This window comes from Rhodococcus sp. 077-4 (assembly GCF_047782425.1).
GTDB lineage: Bacteria > Actinomycetota > Actinomycetes > Mycobacteriales > Mycobacteriaceae > Rhodococcoides.
Genome location: NZ_JAJPWC010000001.1, coordinates 1059853 through 1077032, shown reverse-complemented (window position 1 = coordinate 1077032; position 17180 = coordinate 1059853). Strand labels below are relative to the sequence as shown.

Annotated in this window: 19 protein-coding genes and 1 tRNA gene; 14 read left to right on the top strand and 6 right to left on the bottom strand. The window is 65.3% G+C overall.

What is annotated here, in order from left to right:
- Positions 1-11 precede the first annotated feature (11 nt).
- The gene (locus tag ACNEOT_RS05205; RefSeq protein WP_415972689.1) at positions 12-866 is read left to right on the top strand and encodes a Gfo/Idh/MocA family protein; all 855 of its coding nucleotides are present in this window, start codon (positions 12-14) and stop codon (positions 864-866) included.
- Between the two features lie 67 nt (positions 867-933).
- Here ACNEOT_RS05205 and ACNEOT_RS05200 read toward each other — a convergent pair whose 3' ends face one another.
- Both ACNEOT_RS05200 and ACNEOT_RS05195 read right to left on the bottom strand, forming a co-directional pair.
- Positions 934-1392, bottom strand: a complete 459-nt coding sequence (locus ACNEOT_RS05200) for a RidA family protein (RefSeq protein WP_415972687.1) — start codon at positions 1390-1392, stop codon at positions 934-936.
- Between the two features lie 6 nt (positions 1393-1398).
- Positions 1399-1566: a DUF4177 domain-containing protein gene (locus tag ACNEOT_RS05195; RefSeq protein ID WP_094609297.1), complete on the bottom strand. Its 168-nt coding sequence runs from the start codon at positions 1564-1566 to the stop codon at positions 1399-1401.
- 57 nt (positions 1567-1623) lie between these two features.
- On the opposite strand from ACNEOT_RS05195, the gene ACNEOT_RS05190 reads away from it, so the two are divergent.
- From ACNEOT_RS05190 to ACNEOT_RS05180, 3 genes are read left to right on the top strand one after another with little or no spacing between them, the layout of a single operon-like run.
- Positions 1624-2979: a wax ester/triacylglycerol synthase domain-containing protein gene (locus ACNEOT_RS05190; protein WP_415972686.1), complete on the top strand. Its 1356-nt coding sequence runs from the start codon at positions 1624-1626 to the stop codon at positions 2977-2979.
- 45 nt (positions 2980-3024) lie between these two features.
- Complete coding sequence (locus tag ACNEOT_RS05185; protein ID WP_415972684.1) at positions 3025-4032, top strand: ArsA family ATPase; 1008 nt, start codon at positions 3025-3027, stop codon at positions 4030-4032.
- Positions 4029-5159, top strand: coding sequence for an ArsA family ATPase (locus ACNEOT_RS05180; RefSeq protein WP_415972682.1), 1131 nt, complete (start codon positions 4029-4031; stop codon positions 5157-5159). The genes ACNEOT_RS05185 and ACNEOT_RS05180 overlap by 4 nt, the downstream gene beginning before the upstream one ends.
- Before the next feature lie 48 nt (positions 5160-5207).
- Here the strand turns inward: ACNEOT_RS05180 and ACNEOT_RS05175 are convergent, their stop codons facing one another.
- Positions 5208-5531, bottom strand: a complete 324-nt coding sequence (locus ACNEOT_RS05175) for a WhiB family transcriptional regulator (RefSeq protein WP_008712729.1) — start codon at positions 5529-5531, stop codon at positions 5208-5210.
- A 295-nt stretch (positions 5532-5826) separates the two neighbouring features.
- Between ACNEOT_RS05175 and ACNEOT_RS05170 the strand changes: the two genes are divergently transcribed.
- Entirely contained in the window at positions 5827-8175 is a 2349-nt protein-coding gene (locus ACNEOT_RS05170; protein ID WP_415973655.1) for a penicillin-binding protein, read from the top strand.
- Between the two features lie 66 nt (positions 8176-8241).
- On the opposite strand, the gene ACNEOT_RS05165 is transcribed toward ACNEOT_RS05170, so the two are convergent.
- Positions 8242-8706, bottom strand: coding sequence for a GatB/YqeY domain-containing protein (locus ACNEOT_RS05165; RefSeq protein ID WP_037187848.1), 465 nt, complete (start codon positions 8704-8706; stop codon positions 8242-8244).
- A gap of 227 nt (positions 8707-8933) precedes the next feature.
- Here ACNEOT_RS05165 and ACNEOT_RS05160 point away from each other — a divergent pair, with 227 nt between their 5' ends.
- From ACNEOT_RS05160 to ACNEOT_RS05120, 9 genes are all read left to right on the top strand, one after another.
- The gene (locus ACNEOT_RS05160; protein ID WP_415973654.1) at positions 8934-9872 is read left to right on the top strand and encodes a metallophosphoesterase; all 939 of its coding nucleotides are present in this window, start codon (positions 8934-8936) and stop codon (positions 9870-9872) included.
- Between the two features lie 17 nt (positions 9873-9889).
- Positions 9890-9963 (top strand) — tRNA-Pro (locus ACNEOT_RS05155).
- Positions 9964-10078: 115 nt separating this feature from the next.
- Positions 10079-10504 carry an SRPBCC family protein gene (locus tag ACNEOT_RS05150; RefSeq protein ID WP_415972679.1) on the top strand — a complete coding sequence of 142 codons (426 nt, stop codon included), beginning with the start codon at positions 10079-10081 and terminating at the stop codon, positions 10502-10504.
- A 32-nt stretch (positions 10505-10536) separates the two neighbouring features.
- On the top strand, positions 10537-10998 hold the full coding sequence (locus tag ACNEOT_RS05145) for a DUF4429 domain-containing protein (protein WP_415972677.1): 462 nt from the start codon (positions 10537-10539) through the stop codon (positions 10996-10998).
- Between the two features lie 49 nt (positions 10999-11047).
- A complete protein-coding gene (locus ACNEOT_RS05140) occupies positions 11048-12190 on the top strand; it encodes a sensor histidine kinase (protein WP_415972675.1) in 1143 nt (380 codons plus the stop codon).
- Positions 12187-12861, top strand: a complete 675-nt coding sequence (locus tag ACNEOT_RS05135) for a response regulator transcription factor (RefSeq protein WP_415972673.1) — start codon at positions 12187-12189, stop codon at positions 12859-12861. The genes ACNEOT_RS05140 and ACNEOT_RS05135 overlap by 4 nt, the downstream gene beginning before the upstream one ends.
- 78 nt (positions 12862-12939) lie before the next feature.
- On the top strand, positions 12940-13842 hold the full coding sequence (locus tag ACNEOT_RS05130) for an ABC transporter ATP-binding protein (protein WP_415972671.1): 903 nt from the start codon (positions 12940-12942) through the stop codon (positions 13840-13842).
- Positions 13839-14585, top strand: coding sequence for an ABC transporter permease (locus ACNEOT_RS05125; protein ID WP_415972670.1), 747 nt, complete (start codon positions 13839-13841; stop codon positions 14583-14585). Before ACNEOT_RS05130 ends, ACNEOT_RS05125 begins: the two co-directional genes overlap by 4 nt.
- A complete protein-coding gene (locus ACNEOT_RS05120; protein ID WP_415972668.1) occupies positions 14582-15337 on the top strand; it encodes an ABC transporter permease in 756 nt (251 codons plus the stop codon). Before ACNEOT_RS05125 ends, ACNEOT_RS05120 begins: the two co-directional genes overlap by 4 nt.
- A 51-nt stretch (positions 15338-15388) precedes the next feature.
- Here ACNEOT_RS05120 and ACNEOT_RS05115 read toward each other — a convergent pair whose 3' ends face one another.
- Together ACNEOT_RS05115 and ACNEOT_RS05110 are read right to left on the bottom strand one after the other, a co-directional pair.
- A complete protein-coding gene (locus ACNEOT_RS05115) occupies positions 15389-16360 on the bottom strand; it encodes an LLM class F420-dependent oxidoreductase (RefSeq protein ID WP_415972666.1) in 972 nt (323 codons plus the stop codon).
- A gap of 9 nt (positions 16361-16369) precedes the next feature.
- Complete coding sequence (locus ACNEOT_RS05110; protein ID WP_415972665.1) at positions 16370-17170, bottom strand: SDR family NAD(P)-dependent oxidoreductase; 801 nt, start codon at positions 17168-17170, stop codon at positions 16370-16372.
- Positions 17171-17180: the final 10 nt, after the last annotated feature.

Sequence of the window (17180 nt, the reverse complement as noted above, 5' to 3'; positions counted from 1 at the left end):
CGTCGACAGTCATGAAGATCGGACTCGTCGGAGCGGGACCCTGGGCCCGCAAGACTCAGGCCCCCTCGCTCCTCGCCCATCCGGCCGTCGACTTCGCCGGAGCGTGGGCCCGAAAGCCCGAGGCGGCGGCGCAGTTGGGCGCACCGGTCTACGAATCCTTCGACGCCCTGCTCGACGCAGTCGACACGGTGGCGTTCGCAGTGCCACCGGCCGTGCAGGCCGGATACGCCCTCCGCGCAGTGCACGCAGGCAAACATGTGTTGCTGGACAAGCCGATTGCGGCAACCGTGGCCGAGGCCGAGGAACTTGCTGAGGCCGTCACGGCAGCCGGCGTGCGGTCGATGGTGACGCTCACGCTCCGATTCGCCCCGGAGACAAGGCAATTCCTCGACGCGACCGCCGGACGCCCGTGGGCGGCGGGCTCGGGAACCTGGTTCTCCGGTGCCGTACTCGGCGGGGGATACGCCAATTCGCAATGGCGACACGACGACGGCGCGATCCTCGACATCGGGCCACACGTGTTCGATCTACTCGACGCCGCACTGGGAACCATTGCCCGCGTTGCCTATTCGCACCGCGAGATGGCGTCGGACAGTTGGACGGTACTGCTCGAACACGAAGGTGGCGCACGAAGCACCGTCCAATTGTCGCTGCGCACACCGATCATACCGTCGCTGATGCGCATCGAACTGAGCGGACCGGACGGAGTGGAGACACTCACCGACCGATCCACCCCGTCGACCGACTGCTACGCCGTCCTGCTGGACGAATTCCTCGAATCCGTCGACTCGGGAATCGACCACGAATGCTCCGTGCACCGAGGTCTGCACCTACAGAAAATCATCAGTGCGGCTGCGCCGCAGTGACATGTGCGGCTGCGCCGTAGTGGCGCGATAGAGCGCCCCAGAGAGCACTCGAGCACGCCACTGCGCGTCAGCGCAGTTCGACGATGAGCTCCACTTCGACCGACGCGCCGAGGGGCAGTTCCGCAACACCGACGGCCGAGCGAGCGTGCTTGCCTGCATCACCGAAGATCTCGCCGATGACGTTCGACGCGCCGTTGATCACCCCGGGCTGACCGGTGAATCCCGGCGCGGACGCCACGAAGCCGACTGCCTTGACCACCCGCGCGACCGAATCGATACCGACCAGCGCATGCACGGCCGCCAGCGCGTTCAAGGCGCACACCCGAGCCGCCGCGGTGGCGTCCTCGGCCGTGATGTCCGCGCCCACCTTGCCCGCGGACGTCAGGTTCCCGTCCACGATCGGCAGCTGGCCGGAGGTGTAGACCAACGAGCCCACCTGGATGGCCGGAACGTATGCGGCCAGCGGCGGGACCACGTCGGGCAGCACGATGCCCAGCTCGGACAGTCGTTCACTCCAGATTGCCATGGGCGCTCAGGCCTTGGGGCGCTTGAAGTATGCGACCAGAGTGTCGCCGCCGTTGGGTCCTGCCATGATCGTGACGAGCTCCCAGCCCTCGGAGCCGTAGTTGTCGAGAATCTGCTTGGTTGCGTGAATCAGCACCGGCGCGGTGAAGTACTCCCAGATGATCTTTTCGCTCATGACGCATGAGCCTATCGTTCGGTGCCGGTGGCGCGGTGCCGGAACTACAGTCGTCGAATGGATCGGCTCGATATCAAGGACGCTGTCTACCACTTCGCGCGTGACCGCGGTGATTCTCGAGACCAGTTCTCCCTGACGGTGTTCGACGCAGGCGATCGTGCCGCGCCCTCGTTCGAGGAGGTCGTCGCGCACATGGAGGCTCGTGCACCCCTCGTCCACGGTCTCGGGATGCGCCTACAGGAGGCGTTCCTGAATCTGGACTATCCCCGATGGGTACCCGATATCTCCCCGCCGGCTGAGCGAATGTCCGACCACGACCTCCGCGGCGCGTCGTGGGCCGAGTTCGAGGCCTTCGTGGGCGGGCTGCTTCGTGGCCGTCTCGACCTCAGAGAACATTCCTGGCACCTGCACGTGGTGCGAGGCGTTCGTCGTGCTCCGCTGGTGCAGGGCGCGGTCACGATAGTGATTCTGCAGGTCGGGCATGCCCTCACCGATGGCGTGGGGGTGTCCAGGATGGTTCGGTCATTGTTCGAGCCATCATCGGCGACAGCGCAGGAACTACCGCGAAAGACGCCCGTCGAACAGAGGAGCGCTGTTGCGGGCGTGCTCGGCGCGGTGGTCCGGGCGCCGATAGATCTCGCTCGATCACGTTGGGAGGCCCGTCGAGCAGTTCGCGCCTATCGGGGCGCACCACCCGGTCTACCTGCGCTGCCCGCCACGGCGCTGAACGGGGCCGTCGGGCCGGAGCGAGTCGTGCGCATAGTGCCGATGCCGGCGGAGGACGTTCGCGCGGGGACTGCGTCGGTCACGGTGTCCGCGCTCTGCGCCGTCGGCGAATGTCTCGACGAGTACCTGGGCGACGGTGACGGTCGGCTCTCCGACTCCGGAGGTACCGTCGCGGCGTTCGTACCGATGGCTCTGCCGTCGGACGCGAAGTGGCGGGCAGCGAATCGAGTAGTGGTGGGAACGGTCGATCTCCACGTCGACGAGCCGGATCCCGAGACACGGGCCGAGCTGATCACTGGGTCGCTGAAAAACGAGCGAGCCAGAGTCACGGCCGAACCACTACTACGCCTCGCGCGCGCGGACGAGCGGGTACCTGCGCCGATCGTCCGATTCGTGCAAGGACGTAGGTTCCGACAACGCGACCGCACACCCTCGCGCGTCGGCGCTCAGACAACGGTGGTCAGCGTCGACCGTGGCCGCGCGAGCCTCGAACTGTGTGGTTCGGCCGCGCGTTTCTCCGCAGGCTTCTCGTCTCTCGAGGACGGCCGGTGCCTAAATCACGGCTTCTTCGGTTTCGGCGACACGGTGACCGTCGCGACGGTGGCCTGTCCCGACGCGGTTCCGGATCTCGAGGCGTACACGCAGCGATTGGTCGACCGACTCCGCCGACACTCCGGGCAGAGTTAGAGACTTCGAGCGGCCGCCCGGGATCGACCTCTATATGGTCGAGGTGTGGGTACAGCCAACGAAGAGGGATGGCCGGCGAAGGCAGATGCCGCGCGGCTGCATTTCGTGTCCGGTAAGGGCGGGACCGGCAAGACGACGGTCGCTGCTGCATTGGCGCTGGCGCTCGCGGCCGGCGGTCGACGGGTGTTGCTGGTCGAGGTCGAGGGCAGGCAGGGCATAGCGCAGCTGTTCGACGTGCCGCAGCTACCGCCGCAGGAGACGCGCGTGGCCTCGGCCGACGGTGGAGGAGAGGTCTATGCGCTGGCAATCGACATCGAGACCGCGTTCCTCGAATACCTCGACATGTTCTACAACCTGGGCTTCGCCGGCCGCGCGATGCGCAAGATCGGTGCCATCGAATTCGCGACGACCATCGCACCCGGACTGCGCGACGTGCTGCTGACCGGCAAGGTCAAGGAATGCGTGGTGCGGACCGACAAGAAGGGCAACCGCGTCTACGACGAGATTGTCGTCGACTCGCCGCCGACCGGCCGCATCGGAAACTTCCTCGACGTCACCAAGGCCATGGCCGATCTCGCCAAGGGCGGGCCGGTCCGTTCGCAGAGTGAGGGCGTGGTGCGGCTGCTGCACTCGGCCGACACCGTCGTTCATCTGGTGACACTGCTCGAGGCGCTCCCGGTCCAGGAGACCGCCGACGCGGTGCGAGAGCTCGAAGCAGCGGACCTCCGCCTGGGCACGGTCGTCGTCAATCGCACCGAACCGACGTACCTGCCTGCCGAGTCGCTCGAGGCGATCGCCGAGGGCGAGATCGACGCCGCCGCCATTGCGGACGGGCTCGCCAAGACCGGAATCACGCTCTCCGACGCCGACTTCGCGGGTCTGCTCACCGAGTCCATCGAGCATGCGGCGACGCTGTCGGCTCAGGTGGAGAGCGCAACCACGCTCGACGAACTCGACGTTGCACGCATGTCGCTGCCGATGTTGGCCGACGGTGTCGATCTCGGCGGCTTGTACGAGCTCGCCGCCAAGCTGGCAGAACAGGGTGTCCGATGACTCGACCAGTAGCAACCGAACTCGACGTCGATCGCATTCTGACCGATCCCACGTCTCGGATCGTCGTCGTCTGCGGGGCAGGCGGGGTCGGCAAGACGACCACCGCGGCCGCGATGGCGCTGCGCGCTGCCGAGCAGGGTAGGCGCGTGGTGGTGCTGACGATCGATCCGGCTCGCCGTCTGGCTCAGGCCCTCGGTCTCGGCGATCTCGACAACAGCCCGCAGCCGGTGAAGCTGGGCGCGGACGCCAAGGGCGAACTGCACGCGATGATGCTGAACATGCGCAGCACGTTCGACGAGATGGTCATCGAGCATTCGACGCCGGAGAAGGCCGAGCAGGTGCTGGCCAACCCGTTCTATCAGACTGTCGCATCGTCCTTTTCGGGCACGCAGGAGTACATGGCGATGGAGAAGTTGGGGCAGTTGTCCCTGGATTCCTCATGGGATCTGATCGTGGTGGACACTCCGCCGTCGCGCAATGCGCTGGACTTCCTCGATGCGCCGCAACGGCTCGGCTCGTTCCTCGACGGCCGCTTCATTCGTCTGCTCACTGCGCCCGGCCGCGGTATCACCCGCGTGGTCACCAGCGCGATGAGCTTGGCGATGCGCGGCGTCTCCACGGTTATCGGGAGCCAAATGCTCTCCGACGCTTCGGCTTTCGTGCAGTCGCTGGATTCGATGTTCGGTGGCTTCCGCGAACGCGCAACGCGTACGTACCAATTGCTTCGCGAGGACGGGACCAGCTTCCTCGTCGTCGCCGCCGCCGAACCCGACGCACTGCGTGAGGCCGCATTCTTCGTGGAGCGGCTCTCTGCAGAGAAGATGCCCTTGGCCGGGTTGGTGGTGAACCGTACGCATCCGACGCTGTCGTCCGTGCAGGCGGACCACGCCGCGACGGCCGCCGATCTGCTCGATCGAATCGACGACCCCGGCGCGAATCTGACTGCCGCCGTTCTTCGTATCCACGCGCAACGTGCGGTGACGGCAGCACGCGAGGTGCGGTTGCTTCGACGCTTCACCGGCGCCCACCCACGGGTTCCCATCGTCGGTGTTCCGTCGCTGCCGTTCGAGGTGTCCGACTTGGCCGCGCTGCGTGCGGTGGCCGATCAGCTCACCCGCAAGGGGTAGATCAGCCGTTCCCGGCCATGGCGTGGGCCGGCCGGGACCGGCAGGGGGCTAGATAGCTGCTTGCTGCTGGCGCTGGGTCTCGAAGAACTCGGACCAGGAGTCGACCTCGGGGTGCTGCTTGAGCAGAGCCCTGCGCTGGCGTTCCGTCATGCCGCCCCATACGCCGAACTCGACGCGGTTGTCGAGCGCATCCGCACCGCACTGCATCAGAACCGGGCAGTGACGGCAGATCGTCGCGGCCTTGCGCTGCGCTGCACCCCGGACGAAGAGCTGGTCCGGGTCGGTGCCCTTGCAACGGGCGTGCGACACCCAGGCGATGCGTGCTTCTGCTTCTTCTACATCGAGTCGCGTCGGCGCGGTTGTCGTGTGCATGCGGATACCCCTTTGCGTAGCGGACGTCCTCACTGGACGGCCCGGAGGCTCGAAGTGGTTTGTACCTCGCCAGGCGAAGCACAAATTCTAGGAGCTGCCCCACATTCATTATCAAGTGTTATGCGAATCACACCGTGTCCATAATTTAGGTCAAAGCCGTCCCCGATTGCAAGACGGCAGGGTCACATTTCTGGTACGGCCGTCCCGAGCAGGGGCGCAGCGCACCGCACGTGCGGGCCTCCGCCGGTCCGAGCGGCACCCACGTACGCTGTCCTCTGTGTCAGTCGGAAAAACCGTGGCGAAGCTCGCCGGATGTTCAGCACTCGCCGGTGCATTGCTCGCCGGCGTGATGTTCCCCTTGGCCGGAGGGTTCGGGTACGCCTCCAACCGCGCCGCCGATACCGTCGACAACGTCTCGGCCGAGTTGGTCGAGGGCGCAGTGCCTGCTGTTTCGACCATGACGGACGTCAACGGCACCCCCATTGCCTGGCTGTACGAGCAGCGCCGCTTCGAGGTACCGAGCGACAAGATCTCCAACGAGATGAAGCTCGCCATCGTCTCGATCGAGGACCGTCGCTTCGCCGAGCACCAGGGCGTGGACTGGCAGGGCACGCTGCGGGCGTTCCTCACCAACACCACCAGCGGGCAGGTCCAGCAGGGCGCATCGACGATCGATCAGCAGTACGTGAAGAACTACCAGCTGCTCGTCGTCGCCAAGACCGATGCCGAGCGTCGCGCAGCGATCGAGACGACTCCCGCTCGCAAGATCCGCGAGATCCGGATGGCGCTGACACTCGACAAGGAACTGACCAAGGACGAAATCCTCACCCGGTACCTCAACCTGGTGCCGTTCGGCAACGCGTCCTTCGGCATCCAGGACGCCGCCCAGACCTACTTCGGCATCGACGCCAGCCAGCTCAGCGCCGTACAGGCCGCGATGCTCGCCGGCATGGTGCAGTCCAGCTCGGCCCTCAACCCGTACACCAACGAGGAGGGCGTGCTCGAGCGCCGGAACACCGTGCTCGACACGATGATCCAGAACCTCCCCGAACGCGCCGACGAGCTCGCCGCACTCAAGTCCGAGCCGCTCGGGGTGCTGCCGGTTCCCCAGACCCTGCCGCGAGGCTGCATCGCGGCCGGTGACCGCGGGTTCTTCTGCGACTATGCACTGCAGTACCTCGCCGACGCCGGGATCAGCCGCGAGCAGATCGACAAGGGCGGGTACCTCATCCGCACGACGCTCGATCCTTCGGTGCAGAACTCCACCAAGGCCGCGCTGGTCAGCAACACCAGCCCGTCGCTCGACGGCGTCGCCACCGTCATGAACGTCGTTGCACCGGGTCAGGATCAACACCGCATCCTCGCGATGGGCAGCAGCCGCACATACGGTCTCGACGCCGACGCCGACGAAACCGTCCAGCCCCAGCCGTACTCGCTGATCGGTAACGGTGCCGGATCGATCTTCAAGATCTTCACCACCGCCGCCGCGATGGAACGCGGACTGGGAACCAGCGCAACTCTGCAGGTCCCCCGTCGCGTCGAGGTCAAAGGCGTCGGCGACGGCGGAGCCCGGAACTGCCCGGCAGCGACCTACTGCGTCGAGAATGCGGGCAACTACCCGCCGGCACTGTCCATCACCGACGCATTGGCACAGTCTCCCAACACCGCGTTCGTCAAGCTGATCGAGTCGGTCGGCGTGACGCCCACGGTCGACATGGCCGTTCGACTGGGCCTGCGCTCGTACACCAACCCGGGCTCGTCGGGTGCCGAGCAATCGATGGCCGACTTCCAGAAGGACCAGAACCTCGGCTCGTTCACCCTCGGACCCACCTGGGTGAACCCTCTCGAGCTCTCCAATGTGGCCGCCACTCTGGCCTCCGGCGGCAAATGGTGCCCGCCCACCCCGATCGATTCGGTCTTCGACCGCGAAGGCAAGCCCGTCCCGGTAACCCAGCAGGCATGTGAGCAGGTCGTCGAGCCCGGGTTGGCCAACACCCTCGCCAACGCAATGAGCAAGGACGACCAGGCAGGCGGCACATCCGCATCCGCGGCCGGCTCCGTCGGCTGGTCGCTGCCGATGTCCGGCAAGACCGGAACCACCGAGTCGCACCGGTCTTCGGGCTTCCTCGGGTTCACCAACAACTACGCAGCCGCCGTCTACACCTACGGCGACTCACCGACGCCCAGCGAGATCTGCTCGTTCCCGCTGCGCCCCTGCGGGTCCGGCAACCTGTACGGCGGTAACGAGCCGGCCCGAACGTGGTTCGACGCCATGAGCCCGATCGCCACCAACTTCGGGCCCGTCGCATTGCCGCCCGTCGACCAGAAGTACGTGCGCGGCTCGTCCAACGGCCAGGTACCCGACGTCACCGGGCAGAGTCAGTCGTCGGCGACCGCGACCCTGCAGGGTGCGGGCTTCCAGGTGACAGTGGCCACGACAGCCGACCAGGCTGCCCGCGGCACGGTGGTGTCGACGTCGCCGTCGGGCTCTGCGGTCCCCGGATCGAACATCACGATCTACGTCAGTGACGGTTCGGTTCGGCCTGCCCCGGCTCCGGCACCCGCACTGCCGGGGATCCGGATACCCGACCTACCACCAGGAATCCAGATTCCGGCTATTCCCGGTCTCACGGCACCTCGCTAGTGCCTGCGGCAGTGGTGCGGTTATGTGCCCCAGAGGGCACTCAGCCGCACCACTGCGCGTAGCGCACTACAGGCGGTCTTTGACAGCCTTCGACAGTCGCGATCCGTCGGCCTTGCCTGCGGCGAGTCCCGACGCGATCTTCATGACCTGGCCCATCTGCTTCATCGCCGGGCGCTCCCCGAGGTCCTCGGCGACCTGAGCGATGGCGGTGTCGACAATGGTGGCGAGCTCCTCGTCCGTGAGTGGAGTCGGCAGATACTCGTTGATGATCTGCGCCTCTGCGTGCTCGTTTGCGGCGAGTTCGCCGCGTCCGTTCTGCGTGTAGATCTCGGCCGACTCGCCGCGCTTCTTCGCTTCCTTGGCGAGCACTTTGAGCACGTCGTCGTCGGTCAGGTCGTGGGCCTCCTTGCCGGAGACCTCCTCGGTCTGGATGGCGGCGAGAATCATGCGCAGCGTTGCCAGGCGGAGTTTGTCCTTCGCCTTCATCGCTGCGGTGAGGTCGGTACGGAGGCGAGCCTTGAGTTCGGACATGGCGGAAACGCTACGCGGCCCAGCCGCCGGCATGCACGTCACAGTCGCCGGCTCGCACGTCCATATCCGGTTGCTGCCGTATCGTGGATGAGGTGTCCGTTCACTTCAGTCCCTCGCTTCTCCGAACCTCGACGCAACTGCGCAGTGCCTCCACACAACTGCGCGGTGCCTCCACGCAACTGCGCTGGGCTGCAGAGCAGGCGCGAGACGCCGTCCGTGCGTCACCGCTGAAGAGTTCTGTGATCGGGACTGCGGGAGCTGCGGCGCTGGGCGTCGGATACGCCACACTCATCGAGCGCAACGCGTTCACGCTCCGCGAGACGTCCATGGCAGTGCTCGAGCCGGGTTCGGCGACGCTGCGCGTGCTGCACATCAGCGACCTGCACATGATGCCCGGCCAGCGAATGAAGCAGAACTGGCTGCGTGAGTTGGACCGCCTCGAACCCGACCTGGTCGTCAACACCGGAGACAACCTCTCGCACCAGCGCGCTGTCCCCAGCGTCGTACAGGCTTTGGGACCTCTGTTGGCCCGGCCGGGTCTGTTCGTGTTCGGCAGCAACGACTACTTCGCGCCGAAGCCGAAGAACCCGTTCAAGTACTTCGACAAGAACCACAAGCGCACCACCGGCGACTCGCTGCCGTGGCGCGATCTGCGGGCCGCGTTCTCCGAGCGCGGCTGGCTCGACGTGACCCACGTACGCCGCGAGCTCGAGGTGGCCGGGGTACGGATCGCGTCGGCAGGCGTCGACGATCCCCACCTGAAGCGCGATCGATACGACACCATCGCCGGTCAGCCGAATCCGTTGGCCGACCTGCGCCTGGGCATCACGCACTCCCCGGAGCCGCGAGTGTTGGACAAGTTCGCCCAGGACGGATACGACCTCGTGCTTGCCGGTCACACGCACGGTGGCCAACTGTGCCTGCCGTTCTACGGCGCTCTGGTGACGAACTGCGAGATCGACCGTTCGCGCGTCAAGGGTCCGTCGAAGTGGGGTGCGCACACCCAGCTGCACGTCTCCGCGGGGCTCGGAACTTCGCCGTACGCGCCCGCGCGATTCTGCTGCCGGCCCGAGGCCACCTTGATCACGCTGACTCCGGCCCCGAGAATGGGCCCGAAAAACGTCTCCGACGAGGGCGTTTCGCGTTCCGAGGCAGTCGTGAGTTAGACTTCTCCAGCGGTACACGGGGTGTGGCGCAGCTTGGTAGCGCGCTTCGTTCGGGACGAAGAGGTCGTGGGTTCGAATCCCGCCACCCCGACAGTTGGACCACGAAGGGACCCGCTCGATTCATTCGAGCGGGTCCCTTTTCTTTGCGTGATCGACGCTACTGTGAGTCGACTCTGCCGACCCCGAGCGAACGGATCTCACGACCCATGCCGACACCCACCCGCGTCCATGTCACCCACCGGTTCGTTTCTCCGCCCGAGGTCGTGTTCGCTGCACTGTCCGAGCACGAGAACCTCGGCCCACTGTTCCTGGCGAAGATCGGCCGCGTGCGCGACGGCGATACATCGCGCAATGGGGTGGGCTCTACCCGAAGCCTCAAGCTCGGGCCGTTGCCCGCGTTCGAGGAAACCACGATCACGTCCGAGCCGAACTCGCTGATCGAGTACCGCATCACCAAAGGTGGTCCGCTGCGCGGACACTGGGGCGTCCAGAAGCTCACGCCGACCTCCGACGGCGGTACCGAGCTCGACTACACTATCGGATTCGACGCACCCGTGCCTGGGCTCGCCGCGATCGTCGGCAAAGCGCTGACGTCGAGTATCTCGAAGAACCTGTCCCGCCTCGCTCCGTAGCCAATTCTGCGCGCAGGTATCACAATGTGCCCATGAACGAGAGCTTCGAGGGCGCATCGTGCACAGCAACGCTCGATGTCGATGCAGGCACGCTCACCTTCGTGCACCGGGGATGGACGGCGACGTCCGAGCAGAAGAAGCTCTCCCCCGTCGTCGTCCCGCTCGGCGGCATCGAGGCCGTCGAGCACGACTGGGGACGGTTCACCGGGTGGTTTCGAATCGTCAGACGTGGAGATCCACCGTCGCCGCGCAAGGTACACACCGATCCTCACGGCCTGACGTGCGGGGAAGATCCCGGGCCCTTCGCTGCGCTGGTCGAGGCGGCCGTCGCTGCTGCGGACGCTCTTCCGGTGCCGGTCGAACAGGCACCGCCCGAGCCCGTGCAGTCACCGGAACCTGTGTCATCTCAAGAACGCGACGGACCGTCAGTGGCCGGGAAAGTTGCGAAGGGGCTGGGAAAAAGCATCGTCGACGGGATGTTTCGAAGCTTCTGACTCGTCAGCAGCGTGACCCGAATGCGCTCCTGCAGTACGGTATCGGGCGATGACGGTGATCGATGCTGCCCGGCCGACCCTGCGCAAGCACAGGCTTCTCGACTGCGTTGTCGCGGCTGCGGTCTTCGCCTACAACGTGCCCGTGCAGGGATTCGTGGTCCCTGTCGGCGCGGTCTCCTGGATCGCACAAGTGCTGCCGATCGGGCTGTGCCTGCCGTATGTCTTCCATCGCCGTCGGCCCTTGTCGATGTTCTCGGTGGTTGTCGCGACCGCGTACCTCCAACTCGCGCTCGGGGTGGAGTTGCTGGTCGCGGATGTGATGCTCGTTCCCGCGCTGCACGCCGTCGCTCGCAGTCGACCACCGTCGACTTCGGTGACCGCGGCCGTCTCAGTGGCGGTGTGGACGATTGCGATGACACTGCCGTCGATGGAGCGCTACAGCATGTCGGTCGGTGACGTCGGGCTGCTGGTTCTGATCGTGGCAACGGCATGGCTGACCGGAACGCTGGCACGCGTCCGCAACGAGTACGTTCACAGCCTGCTGCTCCGCGCCGAGCAGATGGAGCGCGACGCTGCGGCGGCCGAGCGAACCCGAATTGCCCGCGAGATACACGACATCGTCTCCCACAGCCTGAGCGCGATCGTGTTGTTGTCGGAGGGTGCTGCAGGCACCGTCCGGCAGGATCCCGATGCGGCCGCTGCGGCGATGGAGACCGTCCGTGACACCGGGCGGGAAGCGATGACCGAGATGCGGTCGATGCTGACCGTTCTGCATTCCGACGATCCCGTCGGCAGGGTGCCTTCGCCGGGCGTCGCCCAGCTCGACCGCCTGATCGAGAGATCCCGAGCGGCAGGTATTCCGGTGGACTACTGCGTGACGGGCCGGCCGGTCGACTTGCCGGCAGGGCTGCAGCTGGTGATCTACCGTGTGATTCAAGAATCGTTGACCAACGTCGGCAAACACGCGGGACCTGCGGTCCGAGCTGTGCGAGTACACGTGAACTATGGACCCGCGAACGTGGAGTTGACCATTGCCGACGACGGCTGCGGAACCGGTACGACGTCCACGTCCGGATGGGGGCTGATCGGCATGCGGGAAAGAGTTCTGACGCAGGGCGGCACCTTCGATGCCGGCCCGACCGAGGATGGATTCGCCGTCACGGTTTCTCTGCCCACCGAGGTGGCCCGGTGACGATATCGGTTGTGCTGGTCGATGATCAGAGCCTCGTGCGCGCCGGTCTGAGGTTGGTGCTCGGGTCTCGTCCCGAGGTCCGGATAGTCGGTGAAGCCGCCGACGGACGCGAAGGCATCGAGGTGGTTCGGGCAACCACCCCCGACGTCGTTCTCATGGACGTCAGAATGCCGATGATGGACGGTATCGAAGCAACCCGTGAAATCGTGCAGGCCACGAACTCGAAAGTACTGATACTGACCACCTTCGACCTCGACGAGTACGTATTCGATGCTCTTCGGGCCGGTGCCGCTGGCTTTCTCGTCAAGGACGCGCCGATCGACGAGCTGATATCGGCAATTCAGCATGTGCGCGAGGGAGATTCGGTGGTCGCCCCGAGCGCGACGCGACGCCTGATCGAGCACTTCACCTCGGCCGCGACACCCCGAGCACGGTCGCTGTCCAGTTCCGCTGAGCAACTCGCGGATCTGACTCCACGGGAACGCGAAGTGTTGGTCCACCTGTCGAGCGGGCTGTCCAACGCGGAGATCGCCGCTGCGATCGCGGTGTCGGAGGCGACCGTGAAAGCCCACGTGGGACGCATTCTGTCCAAGCTGGGGGTGCGTGATCGCACCCAGGCAGTGATCGCCGCGTACGAGTCGGGGTTGGTCGGGCCGGGCGCCGGCGGCTGAAAGGTATACCTGGGTATACCCTCCGAAATACTCCTGTGGGCGGACGATTCTCCTGGCCGAATGCGGAACAGTCGGGGCATGGACATCGTCAGAACTCACAGCCTCGGCAAGCGCTACGACACGCACACCGTCGTCGACGACGTGAACCTTCGCATTCCTGAGGGCTGCGTCTACGGCTTTCTCGGTCCGAACGGATCGGGCAAGTCGACGACCATGAAAATGCTGCTGTCCCTGATCCGACCGACCTCGGGTGAGGTGGAGATCCTCGGTGAGCCGATGAATCACGGCACTCGCCGCGACTTGCTCTCGCACATCGGTTCACTCATCGAAGCTCCACCCGGATACGGACATCTGACGGGTGCGGAGAATCTCCGCATCGTGCAACGCTCACTCGGTTTGAGCGCAGACCAGATCGAGCGGGCGGTGGCCACTGTCCGCCTGCAGGAACACCTTGGCAAGAAGGTCAAGAATTATTCGCTCGGTATGAAGCAACGACTCGGGATCGCAATGGCATTGGCGCGAGAACCGCGACTGCTCATTCTGGACGAGCCGACCAATGGATTGGACCCGGCCGGCATCGAAGAGATCCGCGGACTGCTCCGCCATCTCGCCGAACACGGTGTGACGGTGATGGTCTCGAGTCATCTGCTCGGCGAGATCGACAAGACTGCGAACATGTTGGGAATCCTCAGCCAGGGTCGCTTGATCTTCCAGGGGACCCGGGACGAGCTCTTCGCCGCTTCCACTCCGGACGTACTCATCGACACCATCGATCCACAGTGCGCACGTTCGGTTCTGCCACAATGCATTCCGCTTCGGATCGAGGACCACACGCTGAGACTGTCCGGTATCGACGATCGAGGTACCGCACGGGTGGTGGCAGAACTCGTCGGCGCGAACATCGGCGTCTACGGTGTTCGGCGCAAGGATCAGTCGCTCGAGGACGTTTTCATGAATCTGACGAAGGGAGGCCGATTGTGACGACAGTACGCAACGAATTCGCCAAACTCAGGCACCTGCACATCGGCGCCATCGCTGCACTGATGGTGGCCGGAATCGTCGGACTGACCTTCGTCGGCGCTCTCACCGCGGCGACGTCTAACGATACGACCACGGTCTCCTGGGCACTCCCACTGGCCGGGCTGTCTCTGGCCGTCCCCATCGCCTCGCCCCTACTGATCGCAGTGATGGCCAGCCGCACAGTGGAAGTCGAGCACCAGTCCAATGGCTGGCTGCTGAACCAGACCAACGGAGCCGAGCGCGGAGCCCTCGTTCGCGCGAAGCTCGTCTCGACGGGCCTCGTCGTCGGTGCTGCGACGGTGGCGGCCAGCGCTGCGGGTGTATTTCTGGGAACCGCCCTCGGGGTGACCCAACCGTTGCCTGCCGGTCTGTGGTTGGGCTACACGGCGGCATCGGTGACGGCAAATATCGTGATACTTGCACTCCACCTGCTGATTTCGGCGCGAGTGGACAATCAACTGGTCGCGCTGGGAATCGGCATCGTGGGTACCGTCATCGCGATCTGCGCCTCCGGATTCCCGGCCTGGGCTGCACACCTGACTCCGTGGGGCTACTACTCCTTGGCGTCGGCCGCCGACTACCGGGGCGAGCAGGTGGTGACGCTGGACCCGTCCTACGCCAGCATCGCCGCCCTCGGAGTCGTCGGGGCAATGGTGTTCTGGCTCATGACCGTTCGACTCGATCGACAGGAGGTACGAGGATGAACGCGTACGCGGCCGAAATGATCAAGCTCAGGCGCTCGCAGGCATGGGCAGTCGTTGTTCTCCTCCCGCTGATCATCGCGGGGGTCGGAACGTTCAACACGATCGCGTCGGGTGCCGAGCTGGCCGACGGGTGGCGCACACTCTGGTTGCGCACAGTCGTGTTCTACGGCCTGTTCCCACTGGCACTCGGCGTCGCAGTACTCGCATCGTTGGCGTGGAAATCCGAACACCGGGGCGGGAATTGGAATGCTCTGATGAGCGGGCCGGTTCCGTCGGTGCGCATCGTGATCGCCAAGACCGCAGTGGTGGCAACGCTGACCGCGGCCATGAACGTCGTCATGCTGGCAACCGTGGTCGCTGTCGGCAAGGTTGTCTTCTCACTCGACGGCATGCTCCCGTCCGAGCTCTTCGCGACCAGCGCTCTCGTCGTGGTGGGGTCGCTACCGGTGGCGGCGCTGCAGTCCGCTCTGTCGATGAACATCAGGTCCTTCGCGGTGCCGATTGCCATCGCTCTCGTCGGGGCAGGTATGTCGGTGTTCGCCCTCACCGCCGAGTTGACCGGGGCCATTTTCGTGTTGCCCTATGCCGTGTCAACGCGCGCAACCCAGTTGGCCACCGGAACCTTCGGTGACTCCGGTTCGCTCACGACCGGGTCCGCATTGTCGGTACTGACGGCCACCGTAGTGCTCACGCTCGCAGTGGTCGCACTGACAGCCAGGGTGCTCGAGCGCAAGGACATTCACGTTCAGTGACAGCTCGAGACCCCGATCCGGACAACGGATCGGGGTCTCGTAGCGATGATCTCAGCTGGACGCAGCGCGCAGTTTCTCCAACAGGGGTCCCGCGGCCTCGGCGAGGAAGCGTTCCTGGGTCTCGTCACCCACCTGTACGAGTGCGATGTCGGTGTATCCGGCCTCCCAGTACGGCTTCACAGCCTCGACGATCGCGTCCAGGTCCGGTCCGCACGGAATGGTGTCGGCCACGTCCTCTTTCCGTACGAACTTTGTCGCTCCGGCGAATCCGGCTGTCGTCGGCAGATCGGCGTTGACGGCCCAGCCGCCCGCGAACCAACGGAATCGATCGTGCGCACGATCGACGGCGGCATCCTTGTCCGGATCCCACGAGATGGGGATCTGACCGATGGACCGCGCCGGTCCCTCGTGGTTGTCCGACCACGCCTTGACGAGATCGGCGTCCGGCTCGGTGGCGATGAGGTGATCGCCGTATTCGGCGAACCGCGCCACGGCCTTCTCACCGCCGGCCGCGATACCGATGGGCACACCGCCTTCCGGCAGGTCCCAGATCCGGGCGGAGTCGACGCGAAAGTGCTTGCCGTCGTAGGTGACCAAGCCACCCGCGTGCAGTGCCCTGATGATTTCGAGGGCCTCGACGAACATGTCCTGCCGCTTGTCGATGGACGGCCAGCCCTCGCCGACGACGTGCTCGTTGAGGTTCTCACCGCTGCCGAGGCCGAGGGTGAAGCGTCCGTCGGACAGGATCTGCATCGTCGCAGCCTTCTGCGCGACGACGGCCGGGTGATACCGGATGATCGGGCACGTCACGTACGTCATCAATTCGACGCGTTCGGTGGCCTGAGCCACCGCACCCAACGTGGTCCAGGCGTACGGCGAATGCCCCATGGACGAGAGCCATGGCGAGTAGTGGTCGCTGGAAACCTCGAAGTCGAACCCGACCCTCTCGGCACCGACGGCGTACTGCACCAGCTCTTTCGGGCCGCTCTGCTCGGTCATCAAGGTGTATCCGAAATTGGTCATAAGTGTCTCCTAGATAGTTGCGACGGAACCGGCGTCGACTCGGTAGTTGGAACCGTTGACGAAGCTGGCCCGGTCCGAGCACAGGAACGTGATCACCGCGGCGACCTCGTCGGGTTCGCCCCGACGTCCGAGCTCCATGTACGGACGCTCCTCGTCGAGGAAGCTCTCGATGGCACCGTCACGGTCGGTGCCTTTCTCCTCGGCGCGTTTGTCCATCATCGCGTCGGTCATCGGGGTGTGGATGAACGCAGGAGAGACGGCATTGACCAGCAATCCTTCCGAGGCATAGCTGCGCGAGAGCCCCTTGGCCAGGGCCAATACGCCGGCTTTCGCTGCGCAGTAGGGCAATTCGTCGTCGTAGGGCTGCACCGCATCCTCGGAGGTCAGCAGCACGATGCGTCCCCAGCCACCTCGGCGGAGCGCAGGCAGGAAGGCCCTCAGCAACCGGACGGGTCCCATCAAGTCGATGTCGAGGGTCGCGCGCCAGCCCTCCTCGTCGATTTCGTGAAAGAGGCCCTGGGCTCCCGTCACACCCGAGGACTGGACGAGAATGTCGATGTCGCCCACCGCATTCTGCGTCTGCACGGCCAAATTCTCGACGGCTTCGGTGTCGGTCACGTCCGCAGCGAAGGCGAACAACCGGCCCTCGGCAGCTCCGAGTTCGGCCGCCGCGGCGTCGAGCGAGTTCTGATCCTTGTCGCTGACGACGACCCGAACACCCTCGGCCAACAGCATTTTGGCGGTATGCCAGCCGATGCCGGAATCCGCCCCGGTCACCAGCGCCGTTCTACCATCGATTCCCAGATCCATACGATCCCAC